At 41.0% G+C, this 19541-nt stretch carries 12 protein-coding genes; 7 read left to right on the plus strand and 5 right to left on the minus strand.

Annotated features, from left to right (window positions below):
- The first annotated feature begins 401 nt into the window (after positions 1 to 401).
- From ACOMC3_RS07840 to ACOMC3_RS07860, 5 genes are all read left to right on the plus strand, one after another.
- Positions 402 to 6368 (plus strand): T9SS type A sorting domain-containing protein, encoded by a 5967-nt coding sequence (locus ACOMC3_RS07840; RefSeq protein WP_420318981.1) that lies wholly within the window; start codon positions 402 to 404, stop codon positions 6366 to 6368.
- 391 nt (positions 6369 to 6759) lie between these two features.
- Positions 6760 to 7560: a DUF481 domain-containing protein gene (locus ACOMC3_RS07845; protein ID WP_420318982.1), complete on the plus strand. Its 801-nt coding sequence runs from the start codon at positions 6760 to 6762 to the stop codon at positions 7558 to 7560.
- A gap of 199 nt (positions 7561 to 7759) precedes the next feature.
- Positions 7760 to 8860: a matrixin family metalloprotease gene (locus tag ACOMC3_RS07850; protein ID WP_420318983.1), complete on the plus strand. Its 1101-nt coding sequence runs from the start codon at positions 7760 to 7762 to the stop codon at positions 8858 to 8860.
- Between the two features lie 164 nt (positions 8861 to 9024).
- Positions 9025 to 11739 carry a carbohydrate-binding protein gene (locus tag ACOMC3_RS07855; protein WP_420318984.1) on the plus strand — a complete coding sequence of 905 codons (2715 nt, stop codon included), beginning with the start codon at positions 9025 to 9027 and terminating at the stop codon, positions 11737 to 11739.
- Between the two features lie 87 nt (positions 11740 to 11826).
- Positions 11827 to 12033, plus strand: a complete 207-nt coding sequence (locus tag ACOMC3_RS07860; protein ID WP_420318985.1) for a hypothetical protein — start codon at positions 11827 to 11829, stop codon at positions 12031 to 12033.
- A gap of 199 nt (positions 12034 to 12232) precedes the next feature.
- On the opposite strand, the gene ACOMC3_RS07865 is transcribed toward ACOMC3_RS07860, so the two are convergent.
- From ACOMC3_RS07865 to ACOMC3_RS07875, 3 genes are all read right to left on the minus strand, one after another.
- Positions 12233 to 12838: a hypothetical protein gene (locus ACOMC3_RS07865; RefSeq protein ID WP_420318986.1), complete on the minus strand. Its 606-nt coding sequence runs from the start codon at positions 12836 to 12838 to the stop codon at positions 12233 to 12235.
- A gap of 169 nt (positions 12839 to 13007) precedes the next feature.
- Positions 13008 to 14069 (minus strand): endonuclease/exonuclease/phosphatase family protein, encoded by a 1062-nt coding sequence (locus ACOMC3_RS07870; protein WP_420318987.1) that lies wholly within the window; start codon positions 14067 to 14069, stop codon positions 13008 to 13010.
- 6 nt (positions 14070 to 14075) lie between these two features.
- Complete coding sequence (locus ACOMC3_RS07875; RefSeq protein WP_420318988.1) at positions 14076 to 14240, minus strand: YqaE/Pmp3 family membrane protein; 165 nt, start codon at positions 14238 to 14240, stop codon at positions 14076 to 14078.
- A gap of 257 nt (positions 14241 to 14497) precedes the next feature.
- On the opposite strand from ACOMC3_RS07875, the gene ACOMC3_RS07880 reads away from it, so the two are divergent.
- Entirely contained in the window at positions 14498 to 15391 is an 894-nt protein-coding gene (locus ACOMC3_RS07880) for a mechanosensitive ion channel family protein (protein ID WP_420318989.1), read from the plus strand.
- Between the two features lie 235 nt (positions 15392 to 15626).
- Here ACOMC3_RS07880 and ACOMC3_RS07885 read toward each other — a convergent pair whose 3' ends face one another.
- Both ACOMC3_RS07885 and ACOMC3_RS07890 read right to left on the minus strand, forming a co-directional pair.
- The gene (locus ACOMC3_RS07885) at positions 15627 to 16697 is read right to left on the minus strand and encodes a hypothetical protein (protein WP_420318990.1); all 1071 of its coding nucleotides are present in this window, start codon (positions 16695 to 16697) and stop codon (positions 15627 to 15629) included.
- A gap of 50 nt (positions 16698 to 16747) precedes the next feature.
- The gene (locus ACOMC3_RS07890) at positions 16748 to 17104 is read right to left on the minus strand and encodes a hypothetical protein (RefSeq protein WP_420318991.1); all 357 of its coding nucleotides are present in this window, start codon (positions 17102 to 17104) and stop codon (positions 16748 to 16750) included.
- Positions 17105 to 17501: 397 nt separating this feature from the next.
- Between ACOMC3_RS07890 and ACOMC3_RS07895 the strand changes: the two genes are divergently transcribed.
- Positions 17502 to 19535 (plus strand): hypothetical protein, encoded by a 2034-nt coding sequence (locus ACOMC3_RS07895; RefSeq protein WP_420318992.1) that lies wholly within the window; start codon positions 17502 to 17504, stop codon positions 19533 to 19535.
- Positions 19536 to 19541 lie beyond the last annotated feature (6 nt).

Raw genomic sequence — 19541 nt, forward strand, 5'->3', positions numbered from 1 at the left:
GTGTCATCCTGAATTGATTTCAGAATCTGGGTTGATTGGAGGTAACGAATAACCCACTCCAAACCCCTTCATGGACGGGATTTTTCGTTCTTGAGTTGAGTTTTTAGCTCGATGATACTACTGTTAAAATAGACGTACCATTAAAATCATTCGAGAAAACGGATTTAATTAATTGAAAAATACACAGAATTGTGTAATGCTTTGATTGCAACACGGCCTGCGTGGTTACCTTTTTCTTCCCACTTCTATTAATAACTAGCATTAATTCCTGCTTGTAAAATGCTTGGGTGTTGATTAAAAATCTAACCATTTCAAACTATTTAGGTTAACAATTAGTTAATTGGAATTTTTTCCTTATTTTATTAGACAGAATAAATTTTCAGAATTTATTAATACCAGCTATGTCAAAAAAATCTAACCACGAACATAAGTCAATGCTTCGGTATTGTTTTATGCTCCTTATCTTCTTCCTCTACACTTCTGCCAACGCAACCACATTTACTTCTTCAACTTCTGGTAACTGGAACGATGGTGGAACATGGGGAAATGCTTCACCCGGAGTGGAGGGAACAGATTGGCCATCTGCCACAGACGATGTGGTTATTGCTTCAGGTCATACGGTTTCTTTAACAGCTCCCAGAACAATAAATAACCTCCAAATTGCTTCCACAGGAATTCTAGCGACAGGTAGTAGTAAAATAACTATCAATGGCAACTTTGATATTGATGGTTCGATCACAAGCACCGCTGACATTGATTATTTTGGAACTTCAATTGATGGTAGTGGCACGGTCACACTGACAGGGAAAACCTTCAAATTAAAAACGGACGCCACCGTTATTGAGAGCACTGCAAATATCACGTTTGCCTGTAATTTTAAGATAGATGTAAATGACATTGATCTCACCAATAATGGCACCATTACAGTCACGGGAGATGTAACTGTGAAAAATGTAGGAAACATTTGGACCAATGCGGCCAATAGTGTTGTAAATGTAGAAGGGGATTTCATGGCAAATAATCAAATTGAAGCCTCTGCAAACCCTAACACCATTAACTTAAGCACCGGTAATCAAAATATATTTACTCCTGTCAGTAGCTATCACCACCTCCAGCTAACAGTAGGAGGTATAAAAACCCTTCAAGGAGATATCGATATCAATGGTGATCTGACCATCACTACGGCAACACTCAATGATAATAATGACAACATTACCATTGCCGGTAACTGGTTAAATAACGGCACGTTCACTCAGGGAACAGGAACGGTTACTTTTGATGGAACGAGCGCTGTATCCGGCAGTACAACGACCACTTTTCCCAATGTGGTTATATCAGGTAGTTTAACCGGCCATCCAACAAACATGAACGTTCAGGGTAACTGGACAGATAATGGCACTTATACCCACAATAGCGGATCAGTAACGTTTACCGGTACGACAGTTCTAGGGGGTAGTAATACCACTACATTTAATGACATCACAATTAGCAGCATTTTAACAGGAAATCCCACGAATGTCAATGTTGCAGGAAACTGGGTGAATAACGGCACATTTAATAGCAACAGCGGAGCAGTCACTTTTACAGGCAATACTACCTTAAGTGGATCTGCCACCACTTCATTCCAAGATGTTACCATAACCGGAACATTAACCGGGGTATCATCAGGTAATTTCAATGTCGAAGGCGATTGGAACAACAGTGGTGGGACATACACACACAACAGTGGGACAGTTACTTTTAATGGCACCACAGCTTCCAGTATTTCAAATACAGGCTCAGGCAATTTCAATAACCTCACCATTAACAATACAACAGCTACTGATGCAGTCACGATCAATAACACTATTGAAGTAGACGGGGTTTTGACATTGACTGATGGACATGTGGTCACTTCTGCCGGCAGTTTGATCACACTTGGAACTTCAGGCACAGTATCCGGAGTTTCTGATGCCAGTTTTGTCCAGGGACCGTTTGCAAAAAACACCAACAGTATTTCAACATTTGTTTTCCCGGTAGGAGACCAGGGGCTGTATCGTTCCATTGAAGTCACGCCTACTTCTACCAACAGCACTACATTTACCGCAAGGTACTATCAGAGCAACCAAAGCCTTGGGAGTGGAGTTGGCGCAGGCATTGATCATATAAGCACCTATGAATACTGGGAAATGGAACGTGCCGGAGGAACTCCAGCTGATGCCACCGTCACACTTTCATGGGAAGCCACCAGCCAGGTGAACAACCTTACTGATTTGAGGGTATCACAATTTGATGGATCGAACTGGATTGATCAGGGCAATGGTGCTACCACTGGAACTACAACGGCAGGAACCATCACCTCTACCACAGTCAGTTCGTTTACTACCAAAAATTTTGTTTTAGGATCTGCTACTAATAATAATCCACTAAGCAACAATAGGTATACCGTTGTAGCATCTGGTAACTGGACAGATGCATCAACGTGGGCTTATGAATCTGGCGGTACTGCAGGAGCATCGGTACCCACCAGTACGCAAAATGCCATCATCGAAGGAGGAGCCACAATTACGCTTACTGCGGAAACGACCATTAATGACCTTGAGATTAAATCAGGCAATGCAGTAAATGGAGCAACGAACAAACTGATAGCCAATGGCACCCTTCAAGTAGATGGAACCTATACATCCACTGCTGATATCGATTTTTTTGGAACCTCCATTTCCGGCGGTGGTACCATCACCCTAACCGGTAAAAAACTCAAAATAAAAACGGATGGAACGATCATCGAATCCGGAACTGACCTGACGATATCCGATGAGATAGCCTTTGATGTCAATGATATTGACCTTATCAACAATGGTACGCTTACGGTAAATGGAGACATAAGCAGACGCAATGCTGGAAATATCTGGACGAATGCTGCCGGATCGGTTGTAAATGTTACCGGCGTATTCATGGCTAATAATCAGATAGAGGCGTCTGCCAATCCGAACACCATTAATTTTAATGGTTCCGGAAATCAAAATGTATATACACCTGTGTCCAGCTATCATCACCTGCTAATTGGTGGTGGGTTAATAAAATCATTGCAAGGAAATCTTGATATTAATGGCGATCTCACAATTTCATCCACGCTGAATGATGGAAATGATAATATTACCATTGCTGGAAATTGGATAAATAACGGGACTTTTACTCAGGGTTCAGGAACAGTGACCTTCGACGGCACAACAAGCATTACGGGTAGTAGCATCACAACATTACCCAATGTCATTATATCAGGGACATTGACTGGTCATCCTACCAATTTAAATATAGAAGGCAATTGGACCAACGATGGTACTTACACAGCCAACAGTGGCACAGTGACCTTTATGGGTACCACAACAATGGGAGGGAGTGCTATTACCAGCTTCAACGAAGTTGTTATCAGTAGTAGTTTGACAGGCCATCCTACCAATATGAATGTTGCATCCGACTGGTCGAATAATGGAACTTTCACCAATAATGGTGGAATGGTCACCTTTATTGGAACCAGTACTTTGAGCGGTTCTTCCACTTCTTCATTCCATGACATCACTATTTCTGGCAGTCTGACAGGTGTGTCTTCAGGAAATTTTAATGTGGCGGGTGATTGGAATAACGCAGGAGGGACCTTCACCCACAATAATGGAACGGTTACTTTTAATGGCACCACGGCTTCCAGTATTTCAAATACGGGCTCTGGCAATTTCAATAACCTCACCATTAACAATATAACAGCAACTGATGCAGTTACATTAAACAACGGAATCACTGTTGATGGTGTATTGACATTGACCGATGGTCATCTTGTCTCCAGTGCTTCTAATTTAATCACCTTAGGAACAAGCGCCTCGGTATCGGGGACCTCAGACGCAAGCTTTATTCAAGGACCCGTCGCGAAGAACACAAATACTACCGCAACATTCACGTTCCCTGTTGGTGATAATAACTCTTACCGCAACATAGAAATTACGCCAACCTCTACCAACGCAACCACCTTTACTGCTCGATATTATCGGGCAAATCAAGCTTTGGGAACCGGTCTTGGAACCGGAATCGACCACATTAGCTCCTGGGAATACTGGGAACTGGAACGATCCGGAGCAACTCCAGCTAATGCTGATGTAACATTGACATGGGATGCCAATAGTCAGGTAGATAATTTGACGGACCTGCGTGTGGCACAATTTGACGGTTCCAACTGGATTGATAACGGGAATGATGCAACTACAGGCACCACTACCGCAGGAACCGTAAAGGCCAATGCGGTATCCTCATTCACAACAAAGAATTTTGTGCTTGCTTCTTCAACTAACAACAATCCTTTGAGTAATGACCGATATACGGTCGTGGCAAGTGGTAACTGGTCAGATGCATCAACCTGGGCATTTGAATCGGGTGGTACAGCAGGAGCATCGGTCCCAACCAGTACGCAAAATGCCATCATTGAAGGTTCGGCCACCATAAGTCTGACAGGTGCTACCGATATCAATGATTTAGAGATAAAATCAGGTAATTCAGTCAGTGGGGCAGGACATAATTTAGCCATCAATGGTGACCTGGTGGTAGATGGATCTTATACCTCCACGGGCGATATTAATTATTTTGGCTCATCAATATCTGGAAGCGGCACAATTACTCTTACAGGTAAAAAATTTAAGGTTAAAACGGATGGAACTATTATTGAGAGTGGTAGCGACCTGACAATATCCGATGAATTTGCCATTGATGTCAATGATATTGACATAACGAACAATGGAACCATTACGGTAACAGGAGATATTACAAATCGAAATGCTGGCAACATCTGGACCAATGCTTCAGGCTCTTCGGTAAGCGTTTCTGGTTTATTTATGGCTGATAATCAGATCGAGGTTTCAGCAAGCCCTAATACCGTAAATTATAATGGAAATGTTGCGCAAAATATCACTATCCCATTAACCGATTATCATCACCTTCAAGCGACGGTAGGGAGTACCAAGTCAATGCAGGCCAATACGGTTGTAAATGGCGATCTGACCATTTCCGGTACTGCTGTATTGGATGTAACCGTCAATAACTATACTTTGACTGTGGGGGGGGATTGGTCGAATACAAGCGGTGCTGCTGACCCATTCCTACAACAGAGTGGCTCAGTCACCTTAAATGGTACAGGCAGTCAATCCCTGACAGGGTCAGAGACTTTTTATGACCTCACGATCAACAACTCCAATACGGGTAATGGCGTGACTCTGATGAGCCCAATCAATATCTCAAATAGTCTTACGTTATTGGACGGCACCTTACTGACCGACGCAACCAACCTTGCAGATGTAGGTGTCAATGCCACTTTCACTTTCAATCCGGGAGCGATCATAATCGGTCCTATGATACAGCGTGTGGCAACAACTACTCCTTCAACTTTAGATTTCCCGGTAGGAGCTAGCGGTGAACCACACACCCTGGAGCTAAATATCACACAAGATGCGGCTACTGAAACAGCTTACACGGTGGATTATAACACTACTGCCCCATCTTCTTTCACGCTACCTTCAGGAGTAGTGAGGGTGACTTCACTTGGACATTGGACTGTTGAGAAAGGTGCGGGTGCTAATATTACCAGCGGGTCTGTAAGACTTTACTACCTGGCATCTGATCAGGTAGAGGTGCCGTCTGATTTGCGCATAGTCAAAGATGATGGCGCTGGAAATTGGATCAACCTGGGTGGGACCGGAACCGGATCTCCGTCCGGATCAATTCTATCAACAAACAATTTTACCTCGTTCAGTGAATTTGCGTTAGCGAGTAGCTCTGAGAACAATGCACTACCTGTTACATTGCTGTCATTTAAGGCTCGAATTAATGAAGAGCAGCAAGCGATCATCTCATGGACAACAGCCACAGAACATAATAATGATTATTTTATCCTTGAAAAATCTACAGATGGTGAGTCGTTCACAATGTTTGAAAAAATAACTGGTTCTGGTGATTCTGACTCTAAGAAATCTTACCAGGTGACTGATCCGGCTCTATTCTATGGTTCTACATTTTACCGATTGAAACAAGTTGATTTTGATGGGCAAACAGAAACATTTCAAACCATACATGTAGTTATGGAAGAACAAGTAGGAACCATTCCATTTGATATTTATCCTAACCCGGTAATCGACCAGTTCGTGACTCTAAGGTTTAAAGATGGGTTACCTACAAATTCACCAATTATTGTCACCATTTATGACATTAGTGGGGCCAAATTGAAGGTTGTAGAAGTGTCTGATGGCGCCAGCTCGACGAAAATTCGATTGGACGAATTAGTGAATGGTGTGTATACAATAAGAGTATCAATCAGGGAGAATAGCTATGTGCAGAAATTAATCATCAATTAGGATTTTTTGGATTAAAAAATCTAAATAGCAATATCGGAGAAAGGTTAGGTTCGAGCTCCGCTAGTTAAGAATAATTGTGATTGGGGGCAAATTAAGAAACTATTTTTTTGATTTTATTGAGTGATTTTTCCGCTCTTTTTTGACGCTACTTCAGGCTAGAAATTCGAAAACTGAATTAATTGAAAGAACCAATTAAGAGTAATCTCACGGCTTGATCGGGTTAACGGGCAAAGTCACCTTTGTATTAAACCAGTAGGGCTGTAAAACTACCATATCTTATACACAGCTCATGTAAACGAGTTTTTTCAGTTGGGTTATGATTATGGGAGTAATTTAAACCTCTAATCATTTCAGAAAAGTCATTTAATTTATAATTAAATCTTATTCCCATATGAAGATTCAATCAATCATCGCCGTATGCATATGTCTTTTATTTGCAACTGCACTCAACGCACAAATACTTTTTACTGAGAGTTACTCTGTAATATTGGATTCCACATCTACTGTAAAAGGGAGTATACTGCCAGGCTTTAAGTATCAAAATCAGCGAGAGACCCTTATTGAGATCGAAAATCAAGCAGACCTATCAGTACGCATTAAGGACAATGCCATCACCTTTGCCAACCAAATTGCCATCTCTCGATTTGGAAGTGAAACGATTCTTAGTGGAGGTTATGTCTACAGCGAGTTTAGACATTTTTACGATAAAGCCTTCACGACGGAATATTATGCCCAGGTACACTGGGCAGAAGCCCGAGGTATGGAACGAAAATACGCAGCAGGTGTCAATGCCCGATGGCGACTACATAAATCAAAGGATTTTGGACTTTTTGTAGGTATCGGTCCTTTCTATGAGTACGAAAAGTGGAATTATGATGGAATATCTGATACCGATAAAATACCCGCTAACGATGATCCAAGGGAACAGGAAAACGTCAAATTGGGGAGTTATATCAGTTTAAAATACAATCCAATTGATCAATTATCTACGGACATTAGTCTCTATCATCAGGCACGATTTGATGAGCTGGTTAATGAACCTCGGCTGGCATCAAGTGCAAGGATACGTTACAACTTTACCTCCCACCTTGGACTGGCACTCACACACCAGCTGATCTATGATCCGGCACCTATTGTTCCTATCGATAATCTATTTCAGAAATTGGACCTGGGTCTCAGCATTACTTTTTAAGATAACACAAGGACAATTGTTCATTAAATAACAGGCTACCCATACTCAGAGCCACTCAACGAGGACTCTGAGGTTGTACATGGTCGGATCCTCTTCCGTAGTTCTGAAACCACTGTCAAGATAATACTACTTAATAGAATGCGTTATATTCGAAATCTCACTGAATATCTTAATAATTTAACTCTATAATAATTCAACTATGAAGTACTCACTACTTTTTATCCTGGCGGTGATAGTCATCGCCAGCTGTGAACAGTCTGAACCGGCACCACTTGAAGAACAACAGTCGGAATCGTTTTGCGCTGCTGAACATGATCATGAAACCACGGCCCGATTGCATGTGCGCACCGAGTCGAATGCATGTAATTCGTACATGGTCAATTGCGTGATCCATAACATTACCCGTGACAATGGCAGTGGCGGCTATTCCACTGCTGATATCAACACTGCTAAAGATATTCTTAGGGACAATTTCAACCAGTGGAACATAGATTTTACGTTCTCAACAGAGGTCATCAAAGACGATCTCTACTATTATGAAGAATCCTTTCTCCAGTGGAATGACATTATGAACAATGACTTTAATGATGATACACGGATCGATATACTCCTGTTTCCACCATTAAATGAGTTGACAATACCAGGAGCTTCCAAATGGGATTTTGGTACTGCAATCTCTGTAGGCGGAAAGTTCGAAAGTGTGAAGGCAGTCAATACAAAGATCATGGCACATGAAATGGGCCATGCACTTGGGTTAAATCATCTGCAGGTTTGTGGTAACATCATGCAGTCTTCAATTCGATCACTTAGTTGCCTTGATTATTTTCTGGAAGCACAGGTAGACACTATGAAATGGTACATGGATTATGAACCAAAGCTGGCCAATGCAATAGAAGTAACCCCGGACCCATCATGCTGTGAATATTCGCACTGGAAGCTCACCGGGCTGCCTGGATCCAACGTCTCCAATGGAGATACAGTCAAATATAAAATCAAAGAGGTCACTTCAAACAAAGACTACATCAATGCGAATACAGCAAAGATCCGTGTGACTGCCAATAACTGGCCGATTAATGTGGTTTATGAAGGTCAATCGTACGGTGTTCAGGCGAACCAGTACAGGGACTTCACCATACCGGTCAATTCAGGCTGTGAAGAAAACCCAATCGAGACAGTGCCATTGACATTCTATCGTTTACAGATGCCGGGTTATCAGAATCTATCGGTGACAGTGAAGCTGCAGAGTGTAAGCTCGGGACATACACGTAATGCAACGACCCATTCATTTACGATGCTTTAAGCTAGCTTCTCTAATAAGAAATAATAAAAGGGAGCTGAGGCTCCTTTTTATTTGAAATCATGATTTATATATAATTCAGATACTCTCTTTGCTGTAGAAGGGATAAAAACACTGTTCCATATCTTATTTTTTGGCTAGATGACGTAATTTCATCATTCCAATTAATGAAAGTCATTTTAGTAGTCGTTTTTCTTGTCATTTCTCTACCCTCTTTCGGTCAGGGGCTGAAGGCAAATGGAAAAGTAATTGTAGATAATCAAGGAGCGGAAGTTTTACTTAGAGGCCTTGGCCCGGGTGGTTGGCAAATCATGGAGGGGTACATGATGCAGACTTCCGGAATAGCCGGCACACAGCACGAGATCAGAGAAAAGTTAGTCGTGCTGATGGGAGAGGAGAATACGGAAACGTTCTTCCGAAAATGGAGAGAAAACCACTTCACTCAAAGAGATGTGGACTCATTGGCAGCTTGGGGATTCAATAGCATTAGAATACCACTACATTATAACCTGTTCACACTACCTATAGAAGATGAGCCAGTGCAAGGCGAACACACCTGGATCGAAACTGGATTTCAACTCATTGATAGCGTACTTAAATGGAGTGCGCCACATGATATTTATGTGATTCTGGATATGCACGCTTGTCCAGGCGGTCAAGGTACTGCGAGCGCTGAAATAAACGATTATGATCCAGATAAATCATCTCTATGGGAAGATCATCCAAATGATCCGGGAGGAAGCCAACGAAACAAAGAAAAATTAGTAGCGCTATGGACACGAATAGCCGAAAGATACAAAGATGAAGAATGGATAGGAGGGTATGATTTAATCAATGAACCTCACTTTGATCTTCCCGGAGGCACTGAATTACGGGAATTATATGAAGACATTACTGACGGAATACGAAGTGTGGACACGGATCACATCATTTACATTGAAGGAAACTGGTACGCAAATGACTACACTGGATTGACCCCACCATGGGATGATAATATGGTGTACAGTTTTCATAAGTATTGGAGCTTCAATAACGAAAATGATCTTGATTGGGTGTTGCCTATGAGAGATCAATACAACGTCCCATTATGGATGGGAGAGTCCGGCGAGAATTCCAACACTTGGTTTACTGATGCCGTCAAGTTATTTGAAGAAAATAACATTGGGTGGGCATGGTGGACAATTCGGAAGGTAGGCGATATTGATAGTCCCTATGCTGTAGACATTAATCCAGGTTACCAAAAAGTGATCGATTATTGGAAAGGTGAAGGACCTCAACCAACCGAACAAGAAACATTTGACGGGATGATGCAGCTCGCAGAGAACCTGTTAGTGGAAAACAGTCGCTATCGTAAGGATGTGCCAGATGCTCTTTTTAGGCAGCTGCATACGGATGAAACCATTCCATATTCGGATCACCAAATTCCGGGAATCGTCTACCTATCTGATTATGATCTTGGAAAAAATGGTTTTGCCTATTTCGATAAAGATGTTGCCGATTACCATCTTTCTACGGGGGAATTTCAGGCATGGAATTCGGGATGGTCTTACCGGAACGATGGCGTTGATATTCAATCAAATGAAGACGAGGTTAATAGTAATGGGTTTCATATTGGATTTACAGATAAAGGCGAATGGATCAAGTATACGGTTAATGTTCTGGAACAGGGAGTTTACAGGGCTGATGTTCGTCATGCAACTGATGTAAGCAATAGTAAATTTCATTTGTCCATTGACAATCAAAGTATCACCACGTCGCTACCCGTTCCTTATACTGGTGGCTGGGAAGCATTCACAACCATGAGCGTTGATGATATTTTATTAGAAGCTGGGACTCAGGAATTGCGAATACATTTTGATCAAAGTGCAGTCAATGTCGGCAGCATTGAATTCGTCAAAGAAGTGGACGCTGAGATTGATGTTGAGTTTATGACGGCTGATGTTGGAAGTGACGAACATTCAATTAACCTATTTATCAATCAAGAATTAAAAGAATCATCATTAGCTAACACAACTGGAGCTTTTGAAGTCAGTGTGAATGGGACTCCACAGGAAATCACGGAGGTGATTCTCGGACAAAGTCGAACCATTGTGATCGCATTGAAAGATCCAATTTTATTTACAGATCAAGTGAAAATGACGTATTCAGGATCTTCGATAGTTTCAATGTCAGATGATCCACTCAGACCATTCACCAACATTGATGTACTAAATAATCTGGATAAACGTTTCCTTTTGCCTGGAAAAATCCAAGCTGAAGACTATGAAGTACAGGTTGGATTTGGCCTGGAAGAAACCACCGACACAGGAGGTGGCCAGAATATTGGTTACACAGACGTAGGAGATTTTGCCGATTATAAAATCTTAGTCAGAGAGGAAGGAATGTTCTCTGTTTCGCTAAGAGTGGCCGCTCAGAATAGTACCGGTCGAATCGGGTTTTATTTGGTAGATGGAAGTGGAACAGAAACGAAATTAATAGAAGTTGGAACTCCCAGAACTGGAGGGTGGCAGACTTGGGAAACAGTCACGGGCGAGGGTCTTGAAATACCTGTAGGCATTCACATTTTACGAATGAAAGTGCTCAAGTCCGGATTCAACTTGAATTGGTTCGAAGTAAGCGAAGTAGCACCACTTGAATCCAACATTGAAAATAAAACCAGAACGATACTTTACCCTAATCCAACCGAGAGATACATTAAGATTTTGGGTCCTGCATATAGTAAATATGAAATGCTGGATATTGGTGGTTCAAAGATACTTAGCGGTGAGTTTGGACAAGATCAGATTATTAATGTTCAAAATCTCAAAACTGGAATATATGTACTTTTATTGACCAACTATAAAAGTGAAGTAACGAGACGCAATGTTTTGAAAATAAGATAGATATGTCTTTAAATGCTAGGTATTTATTCGAAACGTCGGACCTATAATTTCCTGAGACTGTCATGACTCGAGCGTAATTAGAAAATCATGATATCATCCATACAATTCATATTAATTGCTATTGCAAGCGTTATGGTCTACTTCATTGTAAGAAAAGTATATCTAATCAGAATGAACGCTACTGCAACCATTGGTAAACCAAGCACTAAGATTGAACCTAAGGAATACGTAATTCTCACGCTGTTAACTCTTTTCCTTTTATTGATATCACTTAAAGCAACATTCAATCTTTAAGAATAATGAGATTCTCACGTCATCAGCATCCGCTGGTTAGCGGATTATTGATTCCTCAGAATGACACTTAGAATAAAGCGTTGGAAGAAAGGATTTGCACCTTTAGTGTTACCGCCATTCGTAACGTTCTATATTGATGGCTTTGGGACAGGTGTATAAATAGCTTGGCTGAGAGATGATGAGCCACACAATGGACAAATTAGTAAAACAGACATCCTTCTAATAAAGTTATTTCGCCTGTGTCAACAGAATCTTTTGAATAATTTTTTTCAGAAGGGTGGAAAATGAATGTTTGATCTCCAGTACCTGAAAAATGAAGTAAACCATCAATTACTTCATATTTATAAGTAGTAGCATATTCAATTTCTTCACTAAACCCATAATACTCATATTTAAACCACAAAGCATCCACCTCATCTTTTTTGAGTTCAATATTCCATTTTATTCCATCGTAAGTTGTTTCACCTAATTTCCATCCTTGACAATATGAAGAAATACTATCAAGATTTAAGAAAGATAAAAAATATGGATCGCCTGAAAAGTTTGAAAATTTTATATCTGAAAAGTCGCTGTAATAATTTTCTGCATCTGCCCAGGTTGTCTCATCATATTTAGCTAAGAATCGGCAAAACTTTCTTCCCCAACCCGGACCACAGTATATCTTAAAAGGATCCAAACCAGGATATTGCTTTCCACTTGCATCTGTTGCAATTTCTTCCTGTGCATACTGGCTTGGAAGCTTTATGTCGTTTTCCAAACAAGAAAACATGGTAATGAATAACAATAGAAAAAGTAATTTTTTCATTACGAATGTGTATAGCAAACCTACAGCTTATTAATCAATAGCTTCAGATACGCCTTTAAGCCGTCTCCACCTAAGGTGGGCTGATTATTGTTCCTATCGATAATCTATTTCAGAAATTGGATCTGGTCTTTGCATTACTTTTTAAGCAATAACTCATTGAATATCAGGCTTATTTGATTTTTTTACGTATCGGATCTGCTTTCTTAATCTTGGCTTTCGCTCGCTTTTTTTCTTGAGGAGCAGCCACCGGGGTTTCCTGATAGTTGTCTGTAAGTTGCAATTTGGAATACAAAGGGAAGTGATCTGAGCCTACACTCGACAATCGTTTGATTTTAATCAACTGAAAATCTGCAGAGTGAAAAAGATGGTCCAATGGCCAACGCAATAATGGATACTTCGCATGAAAAGTACTAAAAAAACCACGCCCACGTCGGGGATCCAGGAGCTGGCTGATTTTCTGAAAGAGACGGGTGGTTTTGGACCAGGCTACATCGTTGAGGTCACCAAATACCAGGCAGGGATAAGACTGATTGACCACCTTCCTTCCGGTTAACAGTATCTCAGCATCACGATCTGTTGAGGTATCACTTTCTGTGGGACTTGGAGGTTCCGGATGGAGACAAAAGATTTTCACCTTCTTACCTGAGCGTAACTTTACAAGCGCCTCTATGGAAGGTATATCTGCTTTCACCTGGTTTAAAACCTGATGTTCAATAAGCTCCAATTTGGAGAACAGGTGCATCCCATAGAGATTGTCCTTGGGAACATTTACCTGAAACGGATACCGATCTTTTAGACCCGCCAGCTGATCCTGCCACCATTGGTCCGATTCCAAAGTGAGCACGATATCCGGGTCATAGGTATCAATGTGTTTTAGCAATAGATGAACCTTACGATTAGGCGTTAATACATTACTAACCAGGATGGATATTGAGTGATCATTCGGTTCCTTTCGAAACTTTTTTACCTGAATTGGGGCGAAGATGGTGTATGGGTAAATCCGTATTCCTTGAAAAGCCAAATTGGCCAGAAGGGCTGCCAAAAGGAGATAATGCCACCACAGGTCGAATGATAATACCCAAAAACTTAGAAAAAGACCACAGATTACACCTACGCTTAACTGCAAACGCGGAAAATCAAACACCCGAATCCACCATTCATCACGTCGAAGAACGGAGGCTATACTTGCAAGCGAGAGGAGCGAGGTGAGCGTAATCAGAAACCATTCCATCTAATGCTACTTATCATTTTTGGCAATGATCCAGATGGCATGCACAATACCCGGAATAAAGCCTAGTATGGTCAGCAAAATGTTCAGCCAAAAGGCACCTTTGATACCTACGGTGAAGAAAACTCCTAAAGGAGGGAGGATAATGGCAAAAATGATTCTAAGAATACTCATGTTTCTTTGATACTTGTTGTTTAGCAAAAGAAATATAACGCTAATCAATTAGAGTATTTTCAATTTAACCAAAACAGGGATCAGAGAGACTGCATTTAAAAACCTAAAAAACAAACCAAAACCTAAATAGGATCATCAAGACCATTGGCAGGGTATATTTACTGAAGTAGTTCTCTTTCAGAAACAAATAGTCTCTTATAGGCTACTTTTAATCAAATTGCTAGGCACAATGTTCAATAACTTAAACACTTAATTCCATGGATAATGAAGTTCAATCAGTCGCACAAAACTTGGCCATAACCCTCGAGGAGCATTGGATGCTTTTTATCGACCATGTACCAAGCATTGGTTTAGCTATATTAATAGTAGCAATTGGAATGTTGATATCCAGCAAGGTATCGGCCCTTTTGCGTAAAGCCATAGCGCAAAAGGTAGAAGACACCATCATGATCAATTTTCTTGGTAAGGCCATAAAAATTCTTCTTTTAGGTCTTTTCATTATGTATGCCCTCCAGGTGGCAGGTCTGGATGGGATAGCTACCGGCATCCTTACAGCAGCAGGCGCATCTGCGGTAATTATTGGATTTGCTTTTAGAGATATAGGTGAAAACTTCATTTCAGGTATTATTCTGTCTTTTAATCGTCCGTTTAATGTCGATGAAACCGTAAGCATAGGGGACATCTTTGGTAAAGTGAAGAACATAGAGTTTCGTTACACCAAATTGAAAACTTTCGATGGACGGGATGTATACATCCCTAACAGTGATGTCATAAAAAAACCGGTGTACAACTATACAGAAGATGGGTATTTCCGCTTCGATTTCCTGGTCGGAATCGCCTATGAAGACGATATAGATATTGCACAAGAATTGATCATGAAGGTAGTCAACAACACCTCAGGTGTATATGAAGATGAAATGCATCATAACTTCATCATCACGGAAGAGCTGGCCGTTAATACGGTTAATTTCAAGGTGTCTTTTTGGGTGAAAACATTCGAGTATGGGAAAGAAGCCCTGATGATTAAAGGAAAGGTGGTCACGGCAGTGAAGAATGCGCTCGTCAAAGAGGGATTCAACTTACCTGCCAATATTCAGGAGCTAAAGCTATACGGCGATCAAGAGGAATTTCCTGTGAGGGTTCAACAATGATAAGGTCAATACATTTCCTAGAACAGAAACCGTACTAACATTGGATTCCTTCGAAACTTATTCACCTTTTAACAAGTCGTTGAGGTTAGATTGATACTCAAAAAAAGAAACAGTGCATTAAAAATCTGAGTAATATTTCAATTGAACTATAAGACAAGTTCAATGTACTAGTGCTTACTTATCAGGGGCTTGCCAGAGATAACAGATATGTAGAAGGATGAAAATTCTAAGTGTATTACCAACCACCACACCAACCCGTTTCGTAATCACAAACATAGCAGTTGGCACAATTCCTGGCATCTTCTAAGGTTGGGGCTTCTACAGTGATTGGGGAACTACTCTCTGTCCTGTAAAAGGAATATAAACATGTAGCTTCCACGACCTCATAGCCATCTGCTGCAGCACATACCTTTGCTTCGTCTCTGTCATTGGAGAGGTACCATACCCTTCCTACACATCCAGAGGAGAGCTTCACTGTGATCCTTCTATTTCTAAAGTTCGCATTTGCGAACTGGCCCCCACATGTTCGCAATGGCACGCAGGTGCCTTCCTCGCAGTTGGAAGAAAGACAATCTTCATTGGTGGTGCAGCCACCACCCAGCTGGCACCTAGAGCAAAACCATCCGCCACAGTCGACATCTGTTTCATCTTGGTTCTGGATGCCATCATAGCAGGTAGGAGTGTAGCATTGGCCGTTAAGACAGTCGCCCTGGCAGTCGCTGTTGTCATTGCAGCTGCTACCGTCGCGGCAGCCGTCACAAGAGCCCCCACAGTCGATATCTGATTCGTTACCATTGAGGATCGCGTCATCACAAGCAGGTCCTAAGGAACAACGCTGGATGCGATCAGCACCTGACATTTCGGTGTAAATACAAAAAGACTGAGCACTGGAAATCATCTGTTCGATTTCGTAAGCCGAGAACCCCGCACCACAAAAAAATTCCTGCTTGACACCTTCCCATCCATCTTCTGACCAGAATACAATGGCAGTCACCATTGGGCCGTCATCATCCGGATTCAGCCCACACTGAAGTTTGAATTCAGTGAGGTTGGTTGATTTTACTAATTCAATGAGTCGCTCCCTGTTTATAAAAGCCTCGTCACCATCCGGACCAAAGGGATAGTTTGTGATTCCTGTCAAAGGGATCGTGATCATCTGGTTTGTGACCTGATCACTGGTGAGGTACAAGATTGCATTGCCTTCCTCACGCCAGGCAGCAGCGAGGATGGTGCCAATGGGTTTGAGGATGTCACTCACTTTTTCCTTATCGTCTTGGTCTGATGCTACAATGAAAAAGACACCCATGAATATAGAGATCAGGGTTAAGAGCGTGTAGGTGATACGAGTAGATGATTTCATAGCTTATAGACTTTAATGATGGAATAGGAAAGCGCTCCCCCTAAAATGCTAAAGATGATGTCATTTGCATCGTAGATGCCACCCAGCATGTTCGTCTGCTGCAACTGCTCACAGACGGTGTTGATCACTACCCATAGGGAACAAGACTGGATCGCTGTTACCTTAAGATGCCGCGCGAAGTTGTAGGTGATCAAAGAAAAAGCTGCGGTATGTAAAAATGAAGGGATACTTTCGAGCAAATAGTGAGGAACGAGCTGTATTTCTCTTATGGTATAGGTCGCAAAACCCATGAGTAACAGGACCAGGCCAATGATAAATGGTCCATGCTTCGATATGCTGGTGAAGACATGCATAACGGATTAGGATACTTCAAGATAAACATTTTCAGGGGTTATATCAAATGATAGCTTAGGTCAGGGGCGGGATTAATGGTTTAGCGTTTGGTCTATTTAATCAATTAAGAACTTCTCTTTATTTCTTAGCAGAAACGAGGACTTTTTTACCACTCGGTACGATTAATGCCACCTTGACAGAGGAATCACCATATAATAGTGAGGAATATAGACAGGGGGTATGGAGTGTAGTGAATGTGTTAGATAAAAATGTCATTTTACAAATAATGGATTGAATTGAATGACCTAAGTGTACAAAAGGATCCAATTTTATTAATACAGTTGTATAAAATAATTCTTATGGGGTATATGATATTATTAGAATATTAATGAAATTTAAAGTGTAACTGAACTGAATATGCTGCCATCCCACCGTAAATTAAGAGGATACGCTTTCGACCCATCACTATCTTCTCAGCTGGATACCTATTACATTAATGAAGTTGTATATGAAGTTCCCTGGGAAGATTTAGATGTTTCTAAAGGATCACTAATTGGCGAATACTTAGAAATTATTGACTATGACCCCACCACGGATGAATTCATTCAAATTGTAGATCTAAATGATACAGGAATTTTATCGCAGCAAGGATTAGATCCAAGTGAAAGCAATCCTCAATTTCATCAACAAATGGTCTATGCAGTTGCAATGACTACCATAAAGAACTTTGAGAAGGCTTTAGGTCGGAAAGTATTGTGGTCTTCCCGAAGACTAAATAAAGATTTGGAGGATGAGGGTCATAAATATGAAGAATATGTAGATAAACTTCGGATATACCCGCATTCGCTTCGGGAGCCAAACGCATATTACAGCCCTCAAAAAAAGGCACTGTTATTTGGTTACTTTCATTCAAATCCGATTGATCAGTCAGATCAAATGCCAGGATCTCTCATTTTTACTTGTTTGAGCCATGATATTATCGCCCATGAGGTTACGCATGCGATCCTTGATGGTATGAAACGTCATTACAACGAACCGACAAATCCGGACGTTTTAGCTTTTCATGAAGCTTTTGCTGACATTGTTGCCCTTTTTCAACATTTTACATTTCCAGAAGTATTGCGACACCAGATATCAGCAACAAAGGGAGATCTGGCCACTCAAAACCTTTTAGGTGAATTAGCACAAGAGTTTGGTATTTCGATTGGGAGCTACGGTAGCCTTAGGAGCGCAATTGGTGAAATCAACCCAAACACAAAGGAATGGGAACCAAAGGAGCCGGATCCCAGAGAATATCACCAAACATTGGAACCTCATGCCAGAGGTAGCATTCTGCTGGGTGCCGTCTTTGAGGCTTTTCTAGCAATTTATAATCGAAGAGTATCCGATTTGTATAGGATTGCCTCAATCGACAAGTCAATGTCAAGTACTGATCTTCATCCTGATTTGGTAAATAGATTATCGGATGAAGCGGCGAAGGTTTCTGGACAGATACTTAATATGTGTATCAGAGCAATTGATTACTGCCCCCCAACAGATATTACATTTGGAGAGTACCTGCGTGCTATTGTTACCGCTGATTATGATTTGGTAAAAGAAGATAAATATGGCTACCGCTTAGCGTTCATTGAAGCATTCAAAAAGAGAGGTATTTATCCCGAGAATGTACAATCATTAAGTATAGAAAGTCTTCGGTATCCCGAGATGGATGTCAATATTAGAAATGCAGGCCTTGTCAGCATTATCGCAGATTTTTTGAGAGACTATAGTAATAAGATCGCATATACAGTAGATAGAAAAGATATATATGATATTACTAAGGCCGTGATAGCAGGAGGTAATGTAAATGATGAAATGCGCAAAAAGATGGGTATGGGTGAGAGTTCTTTTATTTCTGGTTTACATAGGAGGCTACAAGTGAAATTTGTTGACAATAACGAATTCGTACAAATTACTGGTCTAGTTTTCAACGGAAGTTGGCAACAATATGGCATCAGAACTTCAAGGAACCGTCCAAGCTTCCAGGTGCAAAATCTAAGATTACTGTCCAGAGTCGGCCCAGAAAACAACAAAACGAATCAAGTGGTCTTTTCAATTATTCAAAGATGTGGAGTGATTATGGATGGCAGTACTTATAAAGGCTACTTTTCTCCATCAAGTGATGATGAGGTTCCAGAGGCTTACCGGGATAACGGGTACATTTTCAAAGCAGGAGCAACATTGATATTCGACCTGGATACCAAGGAGTTGAAATATACAATTGCCAAAAAAGTGCTTATATGGGAAGGGGAGACTCAACAATTTATATTAAACAAGGAAATGATTGAAAAGCAATGGGATTATATGCTTGAATCATATGGAAATTATATAAATGAGTTTCAACAGTATTTTGGAATAGGTTTTGGTGTACAGCCAATGGAGCCCTTTTCGCTTTTACATCAACAAACCTAATTGAAC

Source organism: Ekhidna sp., from assembly GCF_965212185.1.
Lineage (GTDB): Bacteria > Bacteroidota > Bacteroidia > Cytophagales > Cyclobacteriaceae > Ekhidna.